The 18,124-nt window shown below is 39.4% G+C and carries 17 protein-coding genes; 3 read left to right on the top strand and 14 right to left on the bottom strand.

From position 1 onward, the window contains the following. Positions 1-2 precede the first annotated feature (2 nt). Positions 3-239 carry a VF530 family protein gene (locus tag MP622_RS06445; RefSeq protein WP_044740660.1) on the top strand — a complete coding sequence of 79 codons (237 nt, stop codon included), beginning with the start codon at positions 3-5 and terminating at the stop codon, positions 237-239. Between the two features lie 304 nt (positions 240-543). On the opposite strand, the gene MP622_RS06440 is transcribed toward MP622_RS06445, so the two are convergent. The 9 genes from MP622_RS06440 to MP622_RS06400 form a co-directional block, all read right to left on the bottom strand. Further along, positions 544-837 carry a hypothetical protein gene (locus MP622_RS06440; RefSeq protein ID WP_243793105.1) on the bottom strand — a complete coding sequence of 98 codons (294 nt, stop codon included), beginning with the start codon at positions 835-837 and terminating at the stop codon, positions 544-546. A gap of 132 nt (positions 838-969) precedes the next feature. Beyond that, on the bottom strand, positions 970-1,524 hold the full coding sequence (locus MP622_RS06435) for a TetR/AcrR family transcriptional regulator (RefSeq protein ID WP_044740661.1): 555 nt from the start codon (positions 1,522-1,524) through the stop codon (positions 970-972). Between the two features lie 659 nt (positions 1,525-2,183). Further along, a complete protein-coding gene (locus MP622_RS06430; protein ID WP_151504629.1) occupies positions 2,184-3,356 on the bottom strand; it encodes a Fic family protein in 1,173 nt (390 codons plus the stop codon). A gap of 431 nt (positions 3,357-3,787) precedes the next feature. Then, on the bottom strand, positions 3,788-4,846 hold the full coding sequence (locus MP622_RS06425; RefSeq protein ID WP_243793104.1) for a 2,3-butanediol dehydrogenase: 1,059 nt from the start codon (positions 4,844-4,846) through the stop codon (positions 3,788-3,790). Between the two features lie 24 nt (positions 4,847-4,870). Next, positions 4,871-5,656, bottom strand: a complete 786-nt coding sequence (locus MP622_RS06420; protein ID WP_243793101.1) for an acetoin reductase — start codon at positions 5,654-5,656, stop codon at positions 4,871-4,873. Positions 5,657-5,667: 11 nt separating this feature from the next. Continuing rightward, positions 5,668-7,068, bottom strand: coding sequence for a dihydrolipoyl dehydrogenase (lpdA, locus tag MP622_RS06415; protein WP_243793100.1), 1,401 nt, complete (start codon positions 7,066-7,068; stop codon positions 5,668-5,670). An 11-nt stretch (positions 7,069-7,079) separates the two neighbouring features. After that, entirely contained in the window at positions 7,080-8,615 is a 1,536-nt protein-coding gene (locus MP622_RS06410; protein WP_243793099.1) for a 2-oxo acid dehydrogenase subunit E2, read from the bottom strand. Between the two features lies 1 nt (position 8,616). After that, positions 8,617-9,636 carry an alpha-ketoacid dehydrogenase subunit beta gene (locus MP622_RS06405; RefSeq protein WP_004979604.1) on the bottom strand — a complete coding sequence of 340 codons (1,020 nt, stop codon included), beginning with the start codon at positions 9,634-9,636 and terminating at the stop codon, positions 8,617-8,619. A 15-nt stretch (positions 9,637-9,651) separates the two neighbouring features. After that, the gene (locus MP622_RS06400) at positions 9,652-10,614 is read right to left on the bottom strand and encodes a thiamine pyrophosphate-dependent dehydrogenase E1 component subunit alpha (protein WP_044740668.1); all 963 of its coding nucleotides are present in this window, start codon (positions 10,612-10,614) and stop codon (positions 9,652-9,654) included. Between the two features lie 342 nt (positions 10,615-10,956). Between MP622_RS06400 and lipA the strand changes: the two genes are divergently transcribed. Both lipA and MP622_RS06390 read left to right on the top strand, forming a co-directional pair. Continuing rightward, a complete protein-coding gene (lipA, locus tag MP622_RS06395) occupies positions 10,957-11,931 on the top strand; it encodes a lipoyl synthase (RefSeq protein WP_104442145.1) in 975 nt (324 codons plus the stop codon). Positions 11,932-12,164: 233 nt separating this feature from the next. After that, on the top strand, positions 12,165-13,256 hold the full coding sequence (locus MP622_RS06390) for a helix-turn-helix domain-containing protein (protein ID WP_243793097.1): 1,092 nt from the start codon (positions 12,165-12,167) through the stop codon (positions 13,254-13,256). A gap of 293 nt (positions 13,257-13,549) precedes the next feature. On the opposite strand, the gene MP622_RS06385 is transcribed toward MP622_RS06390, so the two are convergent. The 5 genes from MP622_RS06385 to MP622_RS06365 all read right to left on the bottom strand — a co-directional run bounded on the left by MP622_RS06385 (position 13,550) and on the right by MP622_RS06365 (position 18,124). After that, positions 13,550-14,722 (bottom strand): aminotransferase class V-fold PLP-dependent enzyme, encoded by a 1,173-nt coding sequence (locus MP622_RS06385; RefSeq protein ID WP_347881058.1) that lies wholly within the window; start codon positions 14,720-14,722, stop codon positions 13,550-13,552. Positions 14,723-14,905: 183 nt separating this feature from the next. Further along, complete coding sequence (locus tag MP622_RS06380) at positions 14,906-15,694, bottom strand: amino acid ABC transporter ATP-binding protein (RefSeq protein ID WP_243793096.1); 789 nt, start codon at positions 15,692-15,694, stop codon at positions 14,906-14,908. After that, positions 15,684-16,601 (bottom strand): amino acid ABC transporter permease, encoded by a 918-nt coding sequence (locus MP622_RS06375; protein WP_243793094.1) that lies wholly within the window; start codon positions 16,599-16,601, stop codon positions 15,684-15,686. The genes MP622_RS06380 and MP622_RS06375 overlap by 11 nt, the downstream gene beginning before the upstream one ends. Further along, positions 16,598-17,146 carry a GNAT family N-acetyltransferase gene (locus tag MP622_RS06370; protein ID WP_243793093.1) on the bottom strand — a complete coding sequence of 183 codons (549 nt, stop codon included), beginning with the start codon at positions 17,144-17,146 and terminating at the stop codon, positions 16,598-16,600. Before MP622_RS06370 ends, MP622_RS06375 begins: the two co-directional genes overlap by 4 nt. A gap of 9 nt (positions 17,147-17,155) precedes the next feature. Then, positions 17,156-18,124 carry an ABC transporter substrate-binding protein gene (locus tag MP622_RS06365; protein ID WP_243793091.1) on the bottom strand — a complete coding sequence of 323 codons (969 nt, stop codon included), beginning with the start codon at positions 18,122-18,124 and terminating at the stop codon, positions 17,156-17,158.

Below are 18,124 nucleotides of genomic sequence, written 5' to 3'. Positions count from 1 at the left end.
TTATGAACGCCTCCAATGACTCTCTACACGGCAAAAAACTTGCTGACATTTTGGATGAATTATTGGATTACTACGGTGGCTTTGAAGGCTTAAGTCGTAAAATTGAAATTAGATGTTTTTGTATAGATCCAAGTGTTAAATCATCATTGCGATTCTTGCGTACCACACCATGGGCACGTGAAAAAGTAGAAAACTTATATTTGTATGTCTTACGCCAAAAAGCCAAACAGAAATCGTAGCTATCAAAACCCAACCTCAGCATAATATTTTATACCAAATACTAAGCTACACTTATTAAATAGCCATCGATTTTGTAGACACCTGTTAGTTAGTGGTGGTAGTCCACCGCTCTCCTAGACAAATTTAGTCTATTCTTAAGACTTTTTAGTAGGAAACTATGTATTCATAGCTAGGTTCATGAACCAAAAGCTCAGCATCATGAATCTACAAAATTATATTCATGATGCCGAGTACGTGAACGTGAATGAACACAATATTCGTTATGCCAAATCCTTCGCTATCTCATGCGCTAGATATGATAGTTTAATTTGAGTTTCCTCTCAGAACACGTTTAACCTTTTGTTTAAAATCCTGTTTAGCCCAAGGTTCATTAATTGACATCAATAGTGTGCCTTTAAGGGCATCATTAATAATATTAGGATTTTTTTCTATCCAATTTAATGCTAAGTTTGGCCAATATATACTTACACTTTGTGTTAGAGAAAAATTTAATATCTCTAATTTATTATCATTATTTAAAAGATCAAAATCATCATTTTGATCTTGCTTCTCAAGCATTAATAACCCATTTCTAGCATCTGTTAAATTATTTTCCATACTACTCACTTTTATACTATTTAGACCAACTCTCATGCACTAATTTAATACCTTTAGTGGACATAGACTCTTTAAACTCATATTTATGATATTAAGCAAACTTTAAAGGATAAGGTGAATAAATGATCCCCCTCACCCCAACCCCATCAAAAAATACTCAAGCAACCTCTCCCGTTCATCTGGTTTGTTCGGGTCTAAAAGCTGAACCATTGCCCCGTCTATCACAAACAAAAACATGTGCGCATCTTGTTTTAAAGCATTCGAATTAGTCGTTAAAAGCAAATTATAGATTTCATTCATCAGCCAGTTTCGGTAGTCAATTACAAGCTGATACGCCTTTGGATATGTTTTCGATATTTCAAAAATAGCTTTAAACGGTAAATGGTAAAGTCCTTCAAAGTTGGCATGTAAAAAGAAAATTTTGCGAAGTTTTTCAGCCATAGATAATTCTTTATCAACGTAAATAATCGAAATTACTGCATGTTTAAGACCATCTTTTTGAAAAGTTAAACTCATTTCAATAAGACGTTCTTTTGAGTGAAAGGAATTATAAAATGTCGCTTTGGGGATTTTTGCAGCTTCAATAATTTGGTCTAATCCGACATTGTGAAAGCCATATTTATTAAAAAGAAACCTTGAAGTATGAAGCACACTTAAAGCACGAAATGAGAGAATTAAATTTGTCATGGTTTTACCGTTATAAAATAAATTCTTGTTGTATATAAAAGAGATATAAAAGCCTTTTACTTTTTTTAAGGTGAAAAAAAGGCATAGCAAAGCCGTAAAGACTGTGCCTAACACATCTCAAGTTTTATTGTTGATCTAAGTTTTTTAGTAATAACAAATGAAAGCCTGAACAGCCGAACGGCGGTCAAAACTTTGTAAAAAGTTTAAGTTGTGTCGTTATAGTGTACTTTGGCCATGGTTGCCAAAAAAATATGAATGTGCAAAGTCAACTCCTTATATTTGGAGTTCTGCCAGAGCATAAGAGGTTTATGGTGGCAGAACGAAAGAGGGTTGACAGACTAGTCACTCAACTAGCACACCCGAAGGTGTCCCTCTCCCGTCCTACCGCAACGGGAGGGAACGAGATATACACGCAAAACTATCCCTCAGAAGGAATAGTTCTGATATGTGAGTGAAACGGTCTGTCAAAACCGACTGGCAATGTGGCCAGCATATAAATGTTAATCTTCAATATTTATGGTGTCAATGTAGGACTGACTAGAAAATATTTAAATAGTTGTTATTTTTCATTTAATTACATATTTAAGGGTATCTATTAATCATCCTCCGAATTAAAACAAAAACCCCGCCATAGCGAGGTTTTTGAGGTTTAATATTAGTTAAGCTTCAACTTGAGTGTTTTGAGTAAACTTTTCTTTATCAACTTTCAACACGTAGCGGGTATTACGTCCACCACCTTCAAGTTTATGCAGTACATCTCCTTCCAGAAGTTCGGTTAGGTGACGTGTTGCTGTAGCTTTACTTACTCCAGTGACCTTTTGATACTGTGAAGCATTAATGCCTAGAGGGAAATCATTCTCTTCGCCATTGAGTAAACGATTTAAAACTTTATTCTGGGCTTCATTGAATTCGATATGAGAATAAGAGCTCCAAAATTTCGCTTTTGCAATCGTTCGATCAAGTCGTAGTAAAGACCTATCTATACTTTTCTCTAAAGTATCTAAGAACCAGACCAACCACTCATTAATCGTATAGGTATTATTCTGGCATTTCTCAAGAACTTCATAATAACTACTACGATTTTCATGGATGGCCACGGACATGGCGTATAAACGGATACTTTGGTGATCCATTTGGGCTAATGCTAAATCTGTAATGACACGAGTGATACGACCATTACCATCTTCAAATGGATGTAATGTCACAAACCAGAAATGAGCAAGTGCAGCTCGCAGTAACGGATCAAGCATTACATCTTCTCTGGAACTATTGAACCATTCTATAAATTCATTCATTAGTCCCTGTAAATGCTCTCCACCCTCTGGTGCTTCAAAGTAAACCTTCGTTGTAGTGCCATAAGGAGAACCACCAACAACCTGCATTGGTGCCTCATTATCACGGATCTCTCCTACTTTGATTTTTTGGGCAGCATAATCGAAGCGTTCTATGGTTTGAAAAAGCCAGTTATGCCATTGTAACAAGCGCTCCATGGTTAATGGCGCATTATGATTGCTCACTGCATCCATCATGATATTGGCTAAGCCTTCAGTTTTATCTTGAATTGGTGCAGGATTTTCTTCTGTTACCCCTAAACGCCGAGCTAATGAGGATTTGAGTGAACGAACATTCAACTTCTCATCTTCAATGAGTGAGGATGCGACTAGGTTTGTGAGCAGTGTATCTAATGGTAATGCCTCAGCATCTGGTGATGCTTTGCTCTCTCCGACCAATTGACCTATCTTCTTATGAATTAAACGCAGTTTTACCGTAACGAGTGCTTCATCCCATTTAAATTTAGTCCAGTTTGCTTTTTGCCATACCCATTTTTTCATAAGCATTCCCCTACTGCATAAGCCGATTGTAACACCTATTCGGCTCATTTTGTGAGCTTATTAGTTGAATTATTCAGCTCATTTTATGATTTGTGACCTGATAAAAACGATACTATGAGCCGAATAAATGGCTTAAACAGCTCATATAGTGAGCCAAATATATGGGTTATTCGGCTCATTTACTTCTTTTTAGCCAAAAGGCACAGTTATGTAAGTTAAAAACGCAGTAATAGGTTGGTATTATGATTTTTTGATTGCTATCAATGAGTAATAATTATTCTAAAAAATACTATAAAAACACTTTTGTGAATATTTTTGCTCATTTGAACAAGGCAGAGTTACTTACGGCGAACTTAACGATTCAAAATAAAAAGATGCAATAGACGTTGCATCTATTGCATCTTGGTTTTGCTAAATGGTTTAGCAAGCCATTAGGGGTGAACAATAATTTTTACAGCAGACTCATTATTATGAATCAGCGTTTCAAAGCCTTTAGACACCAGATCATCTAATGCAATACGTTGGGTAATAAAAGGTTCTAGATTAATCTTACCTTGCTCGACTAAACGGATGGTTTCCTGATGGTCATTGACATAAGCAATCGTGCCACGAATATCTAGCTCTTTCATCACTACGCTATGTACATTAATTGTGGCAGGATGGCTCCAAATAGAGACGATAACGACTACGCCAGTTGGTTTGATTGCTGCAACGAGTGTATCCATAACTTTATTGACACTACTACATTCAAAAGCGACATCTACACCACGACCTTCAGTAATTTTCATTACTTCATCAACCACATCAACCTGAGATGGGTCGAGTACATAATCGGCAACACCAGACTCTATCGCTTTTTCTTTACGTTTTGCACTCAGTTCAGTAATGATGACCGTAAGACCTTTGGCCTTTAAAATGGCTGATAAAAGTAGGCCTATTGGGCCTGCTCCACCAACCAGTGCAATATCGCCAGCTTTTGCACCACTTCTGACATAGGCATGATGACCAACAGATAAAGGTTCTATCAACGCTGCTTGGTCTAAGGGAATATCATTTGAAATAGGATGTACCCAACGTCGTTGAACCGCAATTTTTTCAGAAAGACCGCCACCACGTCCGCCTAAACCAATAAAATTCATATTTTTTGATAAATGATACTTATCATTCGGGCCAGTCGGCACATCATCAGCAATAATGTAGGGTTCAACTACGACATGTTGCCCAATTTGGATATCATCTACACCCTCACCAACTGCATAAACCACACCTGAAAATTCATGTCCCATTGTTACAGGTGCAGATTCTCCCGAAATTGGATGTGGATGACCACAAGGTGGAATAAAAATAGGGCCTTCCATGAATTCATGTAAATCTGTACCACAAATACCGCACCATGCAACTTGAATTCCAACTGTGCCTGGAAGTACTTTCGGTTCAGGAATATCTTCAATCCGAATATCCCCTCGGTCATAAAAACGAGCTGCTTTCATTATGTATTCCTTATATTATTTATATTAACGGTAAACCATTCCACCATCTGTCAAAATAGACTGACCTGTAATGTAGTTTGCATCCTCACTGGCTAAAAAAGCAACTAATGCAGCCGCGTCATTTGGTGTTTCAGCACGTCCTAAAGCAATACCATCTACATATTTTTTATACGTTTGACCAATTGGTGCACCTGTAATTTCAGAGAAACGCTGATCTATTTCGATCCACATGTCTGTACCTACAACACCCGGACAATAGCTATTTACAGTAATTTTAGCACTGGCATATTCTTTAGCCGCTGCTTGCGTCAATGCACGAACTGCAAATTTAGTTGCCGAATACACACCGAGTAAAGCAAAACCTTCATGACCTGCGATTGAGCACGCATTAATAATTTTTCCAGCCTGTTGACGTTGTTTAAATTTATTTGCTGCGGCTTGAATCCCCCAAAGCACGCCACCAACATTGATGTTCATAATTTGGTTAAATTCACTCGGTGTTACTTCTGCCAAAGCTTTAACTTGTGCAATACCTGCATTATTGATCATGATATCAAAACCATTAAGTGTCGATTCGGCATGATTGATTGCATGACTGACTTGTATTGGATCTGAAATATCTGCAATAAATGTGGTGGCTTTTACGCCAAAGGCTTTAACTTCTTTTTGAACAGCATTTAATTTTTCTTGATGAAGATCGACCAAGGCAATATGAACCCCTTCTTGCGCTAAACGTAAGGCAATACCGCGTCCAATGCCTTGTGCCGCACCCGTAATTAATGCAACTTTATTGTTTAAACCTCTAGGCATGTTGCGACTCCTTAAATATGAATTGCACGTTGCATCGCCGACAGTACCGACTCATGCATCGCCTCAGACAAAGTAGGATGAGGGAAAATGACCTGCGCTAAGCTTTCATCCGTCGCTTCTAGGTATTTTGCGATGGCAAAACCTTGTATGTGTTCGGTGACTTCATGTCCGACCATGTGAGCACCCAACAATTCACCCGTTTCCTGACTAAAAATGGTTTTAACAAATCCTGCGCTATCGCCCAAAGCCAATGCTTTACCATTGGCTTGTAAAGGGAACTTACCCACATTGATATTCAAGCCCGCAGCTTTCGCTTTCTGTTCTGTCAAACCAATACTGGCAACTTGAGGATGAGTAAAAATACAGCCCGGAATTTGTGTACGATCTAAAGCATGTACATGACTTAGACCTGCAATTTTCTCCACACAAAGAATGGCTTCATGACTGGCTTTGTGTGCTAAACACGGCGCGCCTGCAACATCGCCAATTGCATAAACGCCCACAACATTGGTTTTGCACCATGAGTCGACTTTAATAAAATCATTCTCAAATTCGATACCCAAAGCTTCTAGTCCCAGATTTTCAGTATTTGGTTTCACTCCAATAGCCGAAAGTACCTTTTCAACGCTAATGATTTGCACACCTGTGGCAGTTTCAATATGACAATGTACTTGAGCTTGATCAGTTTCTATTTTTTTTACGGTCGCTTCGGTTAAAACCTGCATACCCTGTTGTTCAAATTGCTTTTGTACATACTTCGCAACTTCAATGTCTTCGCTAGGGAGAATCTGCTTTGCGATATCAACCAAGGTGACTTGGCAGCCTAAGTCTTGGTATAGGCTTGCAAACTCACTGCCTATAGCACCCGAACCAATGACCAGTAAAGATTTTGGTAATTGTTCTGGAACTAAAGCCTCTTTGTAACTCCAGACCTGATGGCCATCTACAGCAATATGAGGCAAATTGGCTGCACGTGCACCTGTTGCGACAATAATATGCGGTGCAGAAATCTGCTGTTTTTGACCATTCGCATCTGTAAGCTCTAATCGTTCTTTGGCAACAAATTGAGCTATTGCATTTAAAACAGTGATTTGATTTTTTTTCAATAATTGACCGATACCTTGCACCAGTTGCTCAGAAACCTGTCTACTATGATGGACCAGTTTTTGAATGTCAAAATCAATCGCGTTAAGCGTAAAACCAAACTGTCCTGCATGTTTGAACTGCTGCGCAAGCGCAGCCCCGCTCAATAATGCCTTGGTTGGAATACATCCCCAATTCAGACAGACTCCGCCTAAGTGTTGTTTTTCAACGATTGCCGTTTTTAATCCCAGTTGCGCTGCGCGAATCGCAGCGACATAGCCTCCAGGACCAGCACCAATAACCACAAGATCAAATCGTGTATCTGACATGGCTATTCCTCCTACACCAAAATTAATGCAGGATTTTCGACAAACTGCTTCAATGCCGATAAGAATTGAGCACCCAACGCACCATCAATGACACGATGATCACAAGATAAAGTCGCTGTCACCATTTCACGAACAACAATCTCATCATTTTCGACGACAGCACGTTTTTCTGCTGTACCTAAGGCCAGAATCGCACCTTGAGGAGGGTTAATAATGGCATCAAACTGTTGAATACCCAGCATCCCCAAATTGGAAATACTAAAACTACCGCCTTGAAACTCGTCAGGTGCTAATTTTCCAGTTTTGGCACGTGTCGCCAGATCACGCATATCATTGGAAATTTGCGTCAAAGATTTACGGTTCGCTGCTTTAATAATTGGTGTGATCAGTCCGTTTTCGATGGCCACAGCAACCGAAATATCAGCTTGTTCAAACTGTAGAATTTGCTGATTTTCTTCATCAAACTGAACGTTAACCTGCGGAACTTTGATCAGTGCGGCAGCAGCAGCTTTAATCAGCATATCGTTGATAGACAGCTTAACTTGCGGCACCGTATTGTTAATTTGCTGGCGCAAAGCCTGAACCGATTCAACATTTAGGTCTATTGTTAAGCGAAAATGTGGTGCATTACGTTTTGCTGCTTGTAGCCGTGAAGCGATTGCTTTACGCATAGCATTCATAGCCACAGTGGTAAATTTTGCTGACTCTGTTGGATGCGCATGATCAGCATGTTGAGCTTGTACAGGGTTTTCACGTTGATATACAGCTTCAACATCTTCCTTACAGACTCGTCCACGTGAACCCGATGCACGACAATCATGCAAATTAATGCCCCATTGTTTTGCCAAACGGCGAGCAACAGGTGTTGCTAGAACATCACTATCATCTGCTTTAGATTTCGCGGCTTTCGTACTGGCTTGATGACGCACATCTGGCCAAGAACCACCAGCAGCTTGAACTGCGGCCTGAACATCTTGAACACTAATACGACCTTCACGTCCAGAACCAGTAATCTGAGAAAAGTTTACATTATGCTTTTCAGCCAATTTCAAGGCATGTGGCGTTGCAAAAATATCATCGCTTTGTTGGTAGCCTTGTAACGCAGCTGGAATTAAATAGCCATTATGAGGCAGCGCTTTGGATTCATTACTCACCGTGTTTTGTTTAGGAGTAGCCTGTACTTTGGTTTCAGCTTGAGCCATAGCTACTTTTTCAGGAACCGCAGCTACTGCTTTATTTTCAGTTACAGCAGGTGTTCCACCTAAGGACTGTGCAAATGCTTCAACTTCTGCATCGGAAACTTGAGCGTCTGCACAAATTGCAATGACTCCTCCTACGACCAGCGTGTCACCATCTTTAGCAATAATTTTTCGTAGCAAGCCATCGAAAGGCGCTTCCAGAACATTGACGATTTTTGTGGTTTCAATTTCACAAATTTCCTGTCCTTTACTAAATTGCGTACCTTCCTGAATCAGCCATTGGGCAATTGTGCCCTCTTCCATGGACAAACCCCATTTTGGGATTTCTAAGGTTTTAATTTCGCTCATCCTAAGCCTCCAACGTCTTACGTACAGCCTGTTCGATGCGTTCTACACTTGGTAGCCATTCTTTTTCTAATACTGGCGAAAATGGTACGGGTGAGTGTGGTGGAGTGACTAACTCGATTGGTGCTTTAAGATAATGAAAGCCTTTCTGGGCAATGAGTGCAGCTACATCATGTCCGAAACCGCAACGCGCTGCAGATTCATCTACAATCACTACACGACCTGTTGAAGCCACTGACTCTAAAATGCCATCTTCGTCTAGTGGAGAAATGGTTCGAGGGTCAACCACTTCAACCGAAATACCTTCTTTTGCGAGCTTGTCAGCAACTTCATTGGCACGATGCACCATCAGGCTTAAGGCAATAATGGTGATATCTGTACCTTCACGGGTGTAATTTGCGACACCAAAAGGAATAGTGTAGGCCTCATCTGGCACTTCGCCCTTAATGTCATATAACAACTTGTGTTCACAAAAGACCACTGGGTCATCATCTCGAATGGCTTGAATCAACAGACCTTTCACATCATAGGCACTCGAAGGCACCACCACTTTTAAGCCTGGCACTGAGGCAAACACGTTATATGGCGACTGGGAGTGTTGTGCTGCTGCGGAAAAACCTGCACCAATCATACCACGTACAACGAGTGGCGCTTTGGCTTTGCCACCAAACATATAGCGGAATTTAGCAGCTTGGTTATACAACATGTCATAACACACGCCGTAAAAATCCATAAACATTAAATCAGCCACAGGTCTTAAACCCGTTGCAGCAGCACCTGCCGCCATACCAATAATCGCAGATTCTGTAATTGGAGTATCAATGACTCGTTCAGAACCAAATTCAGTCCATAAACCTTTGGTTACACCAAGTACACCGCCAAAACCTTCCAGTTTATTGTCATCGGTATTTTTGCCACCATGCCCACCACGAACATCTTCACCAACCACAATGACACTTGGGTCTCGGCGCATTTCTAATTCAATTGCTTCTTTAATTGCGTTTCGATAACTTTTATTTGGCATTTTTCTACTATTCCTTTAGTAAGAGACGTAAACATCAGTAAGTAACTGAGAGACTTCTGGGTACTTAGCTGCGCGTGCTTTTGCAACGGCATCGTCTACATTGGCTTTAGACTGGGCATCAATCGCATCCAGTTTGGCTTCGTCAATTTTGCCTTTGACTTTTTCACGGAATATTTTCAATGGGTCTTTATGTTCTTTGACATAATCCAGTTCCTCTTTAGAACGGATAAGCCCCGGATCACCTTCAAAATGTCCATAAAAACGGTTGGTTACTGTTTCAATCACACTTGGACCTTCGCCACGGCGGGCACGTTCAATGGCTTTTTGTGCAACTTCATACACAGCAAAAAAGTCTGTTCCATCTACTTTTTCAGCAGGTAAGCCAAAACCTGCTGCTCGACCTGCAATGTCTTTACTGCCTACTGCATAATCATGTGCAGTACCTTCACCAAAACCGTTATTTTCAAAAACAAAAATGACAGGAAGCTTTAACACCACAGCCATATTAATGGCTTCAAAAGTTAAGCCCTGATTTGACCCGCCATCACCGGTAAATGACAGACCAATACCACCATTCTTGAGTGTTTTGGCACTTAAAGCAGCACCAATCGCTAAAGGTGGACCACCACCCACAATACCGTTTGCACCAAGCATGCCTTTATCTAAGTCTGCAATGTGCATTGAGCCACCTTTACCACGACACAAACCATCATCTTTGCCAAAAATTTCTAGCATCATGGCGTGAATGTCACAGCCCTTAGCAATACAGTGTCCGTGACCACGATGTGTTGATGTAATGAAGTCCTTATCTGTTAAATTTTCACAAATCCCTACTGCAACAGCTTCCTCACCGCTATAGAGATGGATGAAACCAGGGATATCACCTGTATTGTTTTCATCGTGAAGTCGATCCTCAAATTCACGAATGTCGCGCATTCTTTTGTATGCTGCTAGCAATTGCTCTTCCGTTAATTGCATATATTTGTTCCTTATTCACTACGCTTAAAAGAAAAACCAAAATTGAATAATTGGATTTTTAAATCGTATATTTATATAAGAATATTTTTATTTAATTTCATATTAGACTAAAAAAATATAATGCATAAAAAGATGAGATAAATATTAAAAACAGAAGGTTATGAAATTAAAAATTTTTGTAAAATTTTACAATAGTTCAATAACATACAAAAACAAACCTTTAACCAACCTTTGTTTTATATGATAAGTTTTTTGCCCTGTTTTAATATTGTTAATGCATTTAAAGTAGCTTATTTAATATCAGGGTCTATATTAATTATTTTAAACGACGGAGTGTTTGAAATGGATTTAAATAACACGGTATTAACAGGAAAGAAGTTACGTGGCGCTGAAAAAATGGCGCGTATTCCAATTAAAGTTGTTCCAACGGAAACGACACCGAAAAAGCCAGAATGGATTCGGACTAAAATTAGTCAACCTGAGGAAGTCCAAATCATTAAGGATTTATTAAGGCAACAAAAACTACATACGGTTTGCGAAGAAGCAGCTTGTCCTAACTTGCCGCAATGTTTCGGCAGTGGAACAGCAACATTTATGATTATGGGAGATATCTGTACTCGACGCTGTCCATTCTGCGATGTCGCTCATGGTCGTCCTAATATCCTAGATATTAATGAGCCAAAGCATCTGGCTGAAACAGTCAAGAATTTAAACTTAAAGTATGTCGTGATTACTTCGGTTGATCGAGACGACTTAAAAGATGGTGGCGCACAGCATTTTGCCGATTGCATTCGAGAAATTCGTGAGATTAGCCCAAATACTTTGATTGAAATTTTGGTTCCTGATTTTCGTGGTCGTGCAGATATTGCCCTGAAGATTCTGAGCCAAAACCCACCCGATGTTTTTAATCATAATATTGAAACCGTTCCACGTCTGTATAAAGCCATGCGACCAGGCTCTAACTACCAGCATTCATTGGATTTGCTCAAAAAATTTAAACACTACTGTCCTGACATCCCAACCAAATGTGGTTTGATGGTCGGTTTAGGTGAAGTTGAGGCTGAGGTTATTGTGTTATTGAATGATTTGAAAGATTACCACGTTGACTATGTCACTATCGGTCAATACTTACAGCCATCTAAGTCTCATGCGCCAATTCATCGTTTTGTTACGTTGCAAGAGTTTAAGCACTATCAAACACATGGAGAGCGCTTAGCGTTTAAAAATATTTGGAGTGCGCCATTGGTACGATCAAGTTATTTTGCCGATCGTCAGTATCATGGTGAGGCTGTGCCTAACCCTTACATGAGCGAATGAATTTTTATCCTATTTACGTTTATTAACATTTCAGATGGAAATAGTCATTTTCAGCTCATACGAACACTTTTAAAGTAACTCAAGGACTGGTAAAGCCAAAAGATATGATTTAACCAAGCAAAGATAAAAGCATTTAAAATCGAAGCAAGAAGAAATGACGTAAATGACTATAAATTTGGAAGCTCATTTCTAAAGTTTAAAAATATTACAGTCTCATCATAAAGGAATATGATATGAACCTGTTCAATACACCATCTGTAAAAAAGCTGCAAACAACCCATTTAATTAATCAAACTACTGTGCATGCTGCCCCTGTTTTAGCATTGCCTCAAGACGATCAAACGTCTTTATTTCGCCGCTCTATTCAACATAATTATGCAGATTTACTCAAAATAGCGGATGATTCAGATATGGCGATTGGTCTTACAGATCATCACGGGACTCTCTTATGGACATGGAGTAGTTCAGCCATGCTTTCTTCTGCTGAACAAGTTCATTTTATTGAGGGCGGACATTGGTCTACACAGGCAGTTGGAACCAATGCGATTGGTATGACGTTAAACAGCCAAATATCAAGTTGCGTCTATTCTCATGAAAATCAAATGGACAGTGTTCGTGATTGGGTCTGTTATGCCGCACCGATTTGGGACCCGACATCAGGACAATTTCACGGCATTATTAACCTTTCTACAAAATACAAAAAACATACGCCTTTAGGGCTGCTCGCAGTTGAACGCTGTGCAGATTTAATACAGCGTGCCATAAAATTTGAGCAGCAAAATTTTTTATACATTAAAGCGCTAGGTTCACCTTGGGTTCAATTTAATGGGCAAACTTTAAACTTGACTCACCGTCAAATTGAAATACTTTGCATTTTAGCTTTGCATCCCTATGGTATTGGTTTAGAAGAGTTACACTATGCCGTTTATGGTGAACGTAGTGTCAGTCTAAAAACCTTAAAGGCTGAGCTTTCACAATTGCGTACTCTACTACCACACTGTATTGAAGCTCGTATTTATAGACTGACCTGTGAGGTTCAATGTGATTTTTTACGTGCTGAACAATCATTAAATGCGAATCTTATTGCCAGTACATTTTCGTTATATAAAGGGAGCTTTTTATCTAAATCAGAAAGCCCTTTATTGAGTACTTGGAGACATTGTTTTGATGCCCGTTTAAGCCAAATGATTTATCAAATAAAAGATATCGATCAATTATTGCGAATTATTGGTCAAACTCACGATCGTATTGATGCAATACAACGCTTATTAGAGCTATTACCACAAGATAGCGCCCACCGTAGCTATTTTTTAAATCTGATTTAAATCTAATCTATGGCTTTAATGCCAAAGCGTCATTGTATAAGTTTTTATTATGTAGCAGATAGAAAAGGAAGCATGGTGTCCATACTTCCTTTTATGTGCAACTAAAGGCAGCCAATCAGGCTTTTGGTCATGTACTTATTCTAAAGCCCAGTTTATTCTTGCGAGAAGCTAGACTTCTTACTGATGATGACTTTTTAGGTTGAGAATCATTTTTTATTTTCTGGATACACCTTTTATTTATATAAATTTTTACCCTTTGAAGAAAAGAAAGAGTTCGCTGAATTTAAATGATATTACACAGAAACACTAAATTTTAGATGATTGTATTTTAAGCTTAATGAGATCTTATCCAATAACGTAATAATATGTTCTTCAATAGTGTACATTCCAAAACTAAAGCGTACCGTATGTTCCGCGAGTTCTTCAGTAAGCCCTAAAGCATTTAACACATGTGATGGCGTTGCGTGGTGAGAATTACAGGCAGACCCGCTTGAAACAGCAGCAACTTGTTTAATTGCAGATAAAATAGAGTCTGCTCGCTCTCCTAAGAAACTGATATTCAAGTAATTGGCAACATGTTCGGTAGGATGGCCATTCAATTTTACAGGAGTTAACGCTTCTAAACGAGTTAAAAATTTATTTCTTAACTTTTGAATACGCAGTTGTTCTTCATCTAAGTTTATTTTAGCCAGTCTGCAAGCTTCTCCCATTCCAACGATTTGATGTGTGGCTAAAGTTCCCGAACGTAAACCCTGTTCATGTCCACCGCCGTGAATTTGCGTCTTGATTTGTTTTTGTACTTCATGACGCACATATAAGGCACCTATACCTTTAGGTCCATATATTTTATGTGCAGATAGACTGAGTAAATCAATATGCATCGCCTGAACATCAATCTCTGTCTTTCCTGCGGCTTGGGCGGCATCGACATGGAATAAAACCTGATGCTGATGTGCAATATGACCAATCGCTTGAATATCGGTTAACGTCCCAATTTCGTTATTCACCATCATGAGCGAAATTAAAACCGTATTGGGCTGAATGGCCTGTTCTACCTGTTCTGGACGAATCACACCTGTACCCAACTCAGGTTGTAGATAAGTGACCTGAAAACCGAGACTTTCTAACTCGGCACAGGTATCTAGCACAGCTTTATGTTCTATTTTACTGGTAATAATGTGTTTATTTTGATTTTTATAACGATCTAAAGTGCCTTTGATTGCAAGGTTATTTGACTCTGTCGCACCAGAAGTCCAAATAATTTCTTGAGGATTGGCATGGATTAAATCAGCCACATGCTGTCTAGATGTGATGATATGCTTGGCAGCATCCCAACCATAATGATGGGACTGAGAAGCAGGATTTCCGAAATCGCCGTCTACAGACAAACATCGAATAATCGCTTGCGTAATTTCAGGAAGAATAGGTGTTGTTGCTGCATAATCTAAATAAATTAATCTACTCATTTTAATCACTATTAAAAATAAATTTAAAATGATTATAAAGGATGAAATTTATTCTATTTATATGGATTTAATCATACCTTATCAACAAAATTAAACTTATAAAAAAATCGTTAGTTTTATCATTCACCAACGATTTTAATATATAAAACTAAAATATATATCATTAAAAAATAAGACGCAAATTTATAAAACCCGAGATAAAAAGTTTTGGGTACGTTCTTCTTTTGGTTGTTCTAAAACCTGTTGAACCGTTCCTTGTTCAACAATTCGCCCTTGATCCATAAACACCACATGATCGGCAACTTCTCGTGCAAAAGCAATTTCATGCGTCACAATCACCATGGTTTTGCCTAATTGAGCTAAGCTTTTGATTACATTCAAAACTTCCCCAACCAGTTCAGGGTCTAAGGCTGACGTTGGCTCATCAAATAAAATTACTTTGGGGTCTAGTGCTAAAGCTCTGGCAATCGCAACGCGTTGCTGCTGACCACCAGAAAGTTGTTTAGGCCATGCTTCAACTTTATCCCTCAGCCCAACTAAACCCAATAATTGATTGGCTTTTAAAATGGCTTGATCTTTGCTGAGTTTTTTATGGGCTAAGGGTGCCTCAATAATATTTTGCAAAACATTTAAATGTGGAAACAGATTAAAATTCTGAAAAACATAACCCACCGATTTACGTTGCTTTAAAATATCTCGTTCTTTTAACTCATAGAGTTTATCGCCTTTTTTACGATAGCCAATAAACTCATCATCAATTTGAATAAACCCTTCATCTACACGCTCTAAATGATTTATCGTTCGTAATAAAGTGGATTTACCCGACCCTGAAGGGCCAATAATTACCGTGACAGAGCCCGCTGGAATATCAAGGCTAATATCGTGTAAAGCCGCATGTCCTGCATAATTTTTAAATACATGGCTCACTTGAATATGACCATTTGCAGGAGATATTGATTGATTAATTATCATAGCTTGCTCCTATACGTGGCTGAGTTGTGTGTGGCTGTGCCTTCTTGAAAAAAGCAAAACTATTAATGGCTGATTTCCGCTCGCCTTTTGCTAATATTTTTTCGATATACCATTGCACGATGGAAAATACGCTGGTCACAATCACATACCAAACGGCAGCGACCATCAACAATGGAATCACTTCTTGGTTGCGGTTATAAATCATTTGTACTGTGTAAAAGAGTTCAGGCATTGCCAAAACATATACAATCGATGTGCCCTTTGATAAACCCACACATTCGTTGATAATTGCGGGGATAATACTGCGAATGGATTGCGGTAAAATAATGCGCGTCGTACGGCGCCACCATGACAGACCTAATGCTGCCGCAGCTTCGAATTGACCATGATCGACAGACAAAATCCCACCTCGAATAACTTCGGCCGTATAAGCACTTTGTACTATCACCAAACCGACTAAAGCTGTTGAGAACTGATCCAGAGCATTAATGGTTTTAAACTGAACAAAGACTGTGTCGGTAAAAGGCACACCAACATTGATATATTCATATAGATAAGAAAAGTTATAGAGAATAATCAACACTAACAGCAGTGGTAATGATCTGAACATCCAGATATACACCCATGCCAGTGAGCGAATTAGCCAAGATGATGACAGTCTCATCATCGCCACAATGGTGCCCAAAATTAAACTAAACACGATTGACCAAAAGGTCAGTTTCAGCGTCATCATCAAACCCTGAAGAATCGCAGGGTTAAAGAACCACTGTCTAAAAACAGGCCAGCCCCAGTTTTGATTGGAAAATATCGATTCCGTGACCACAGCAATAATTAATATCGAAAATGCGACACCAATGTAGCGCAGTGGATGACGTGCTGGAACGATTTTATAGTGTTCTAAACTCATGCGACCTCCTTTTGCAGTAAAGTCTTTCTAAAAGGAAGTCCACCGTATAAAGGCGCACCAATGTATCGATCAAAATTAAAATCTGGAGTGAGTTCAAACTGGGGTTCATAGCCTAGACTCAAATACAATTTCACTGCTGGAATTTGTTTAAACCCTGTAGTGAGAAAGATTTTGCGATACCCCGCAGCAAGCGCACTTCGTTCAAGTTCTTTGACTATTTTTGCAGCCAATCCTTGTTTACGTAAGTCTCGATGTGACCAAATCCGTTTCAGCTCTGCAGTTTCTGCGTCATAGCGTTTATACGCCCCCATTGCAATGACTTCATCATCACGTTTAAGCACAACAAACAACCCATGCGGGGGTAAAAAATCTTCCGCGCCTTCATAGCGTTCCCGATGTGTGGCTTTTTTACGTTCATCAATCACTTGTGCATCTTGACGCGCAAAAAAATCACCATAGATTTCTTCATATTCAGCAAATAACTGATCAAGCAAAGGTTGTGCTTCGGGTACATCGACTGGCATTTGGATAAATTTTTCTTGCATAATGACCTCTTATTTATCCTGAATCAGTGGGTTAATCACTGATTGTGGAATTCCTTCATTTTGTAAATTCCAACGTGTTAAAGCTTGGGTATATTTGCCATTCGCAATGACACCGTTTATAGATGTTTGAATGGCATTCACTAGCCCAGTCCCTTTTTTGACGGCAACTGCAACAGACCACGTCCCATTTAAGGTGCCCACTGCTTTAATATTGGCACCATTGGCTTGTTGCCATACGCCCATCACATTGGGTATGAGGTAAGCATCGACACGACCAGACTGCAACGCCAAAGCTGCTGCTGCACCGTCTTCCAAATAAATCGGCTGCGCTGGATCCAGCCCTTTTTGTCGATTATTTTCAATCCATTTCAACAATAACCGTTCTTGATTGGTGCCTGAACCGACCACAATTTTGAGTCCCGCGATATCATCTGGCGTTTTAATCGTTTGAATTTTGCTGTCTTTAGGCACATAAAAAGCCAACATGTCTTGACGATAAGTCGCAAAGTCGTATTTCTGTTTACGCTGTTCTGTGACGGCAATATTACTAAGCACGGCATCGAATTCCCCCGATGCTAAACCGAGTGGCCAGTGTTCCCATGAGGTTGGAATCACTTGAAGTTTTAGACCTAAGCTGTCAGCAATTAACTGTGCAATATCAATTTCACTACCAATACGGGTCTGGTTATCTTCTGCCAAAACATGGAGAGGTGGAAAACTGTTGGTTCCCACCGCAACCGTGAAATAACCCTCATTTACAAACTTAAAACCTTGAGGCAATTGAGCAATTGCCTCCGCATTTTGAGTACTGTGAATAGCCACCATGTTATTTTTTAAGGTCTGTTGCTCTTGTTCAGTAAACTCAGTTTTCAAACGATTTTCTTGCGTATGAGTTGCTTTCTCATTGTTGTAGCAACCCGTCAGGCCTAAAGCTGCCAGTGTCAGACTAAAAAATGCGACAGTCTGAGCTTTGTACAT

Origin of the sequence: Acinetobacter sp. PK01, from assembly GCF_022819285.1 — a bacterium.
GTDB lineage: Bacteria > Pseudomonadota > Gammaproteobacteria > Pseudomonadales > Moraxellaceae > Acinetobacter > Acinetobacter tandoii.
This window is presented reverse-complemented; position numbering and strand designations above follow the sequence as displayed.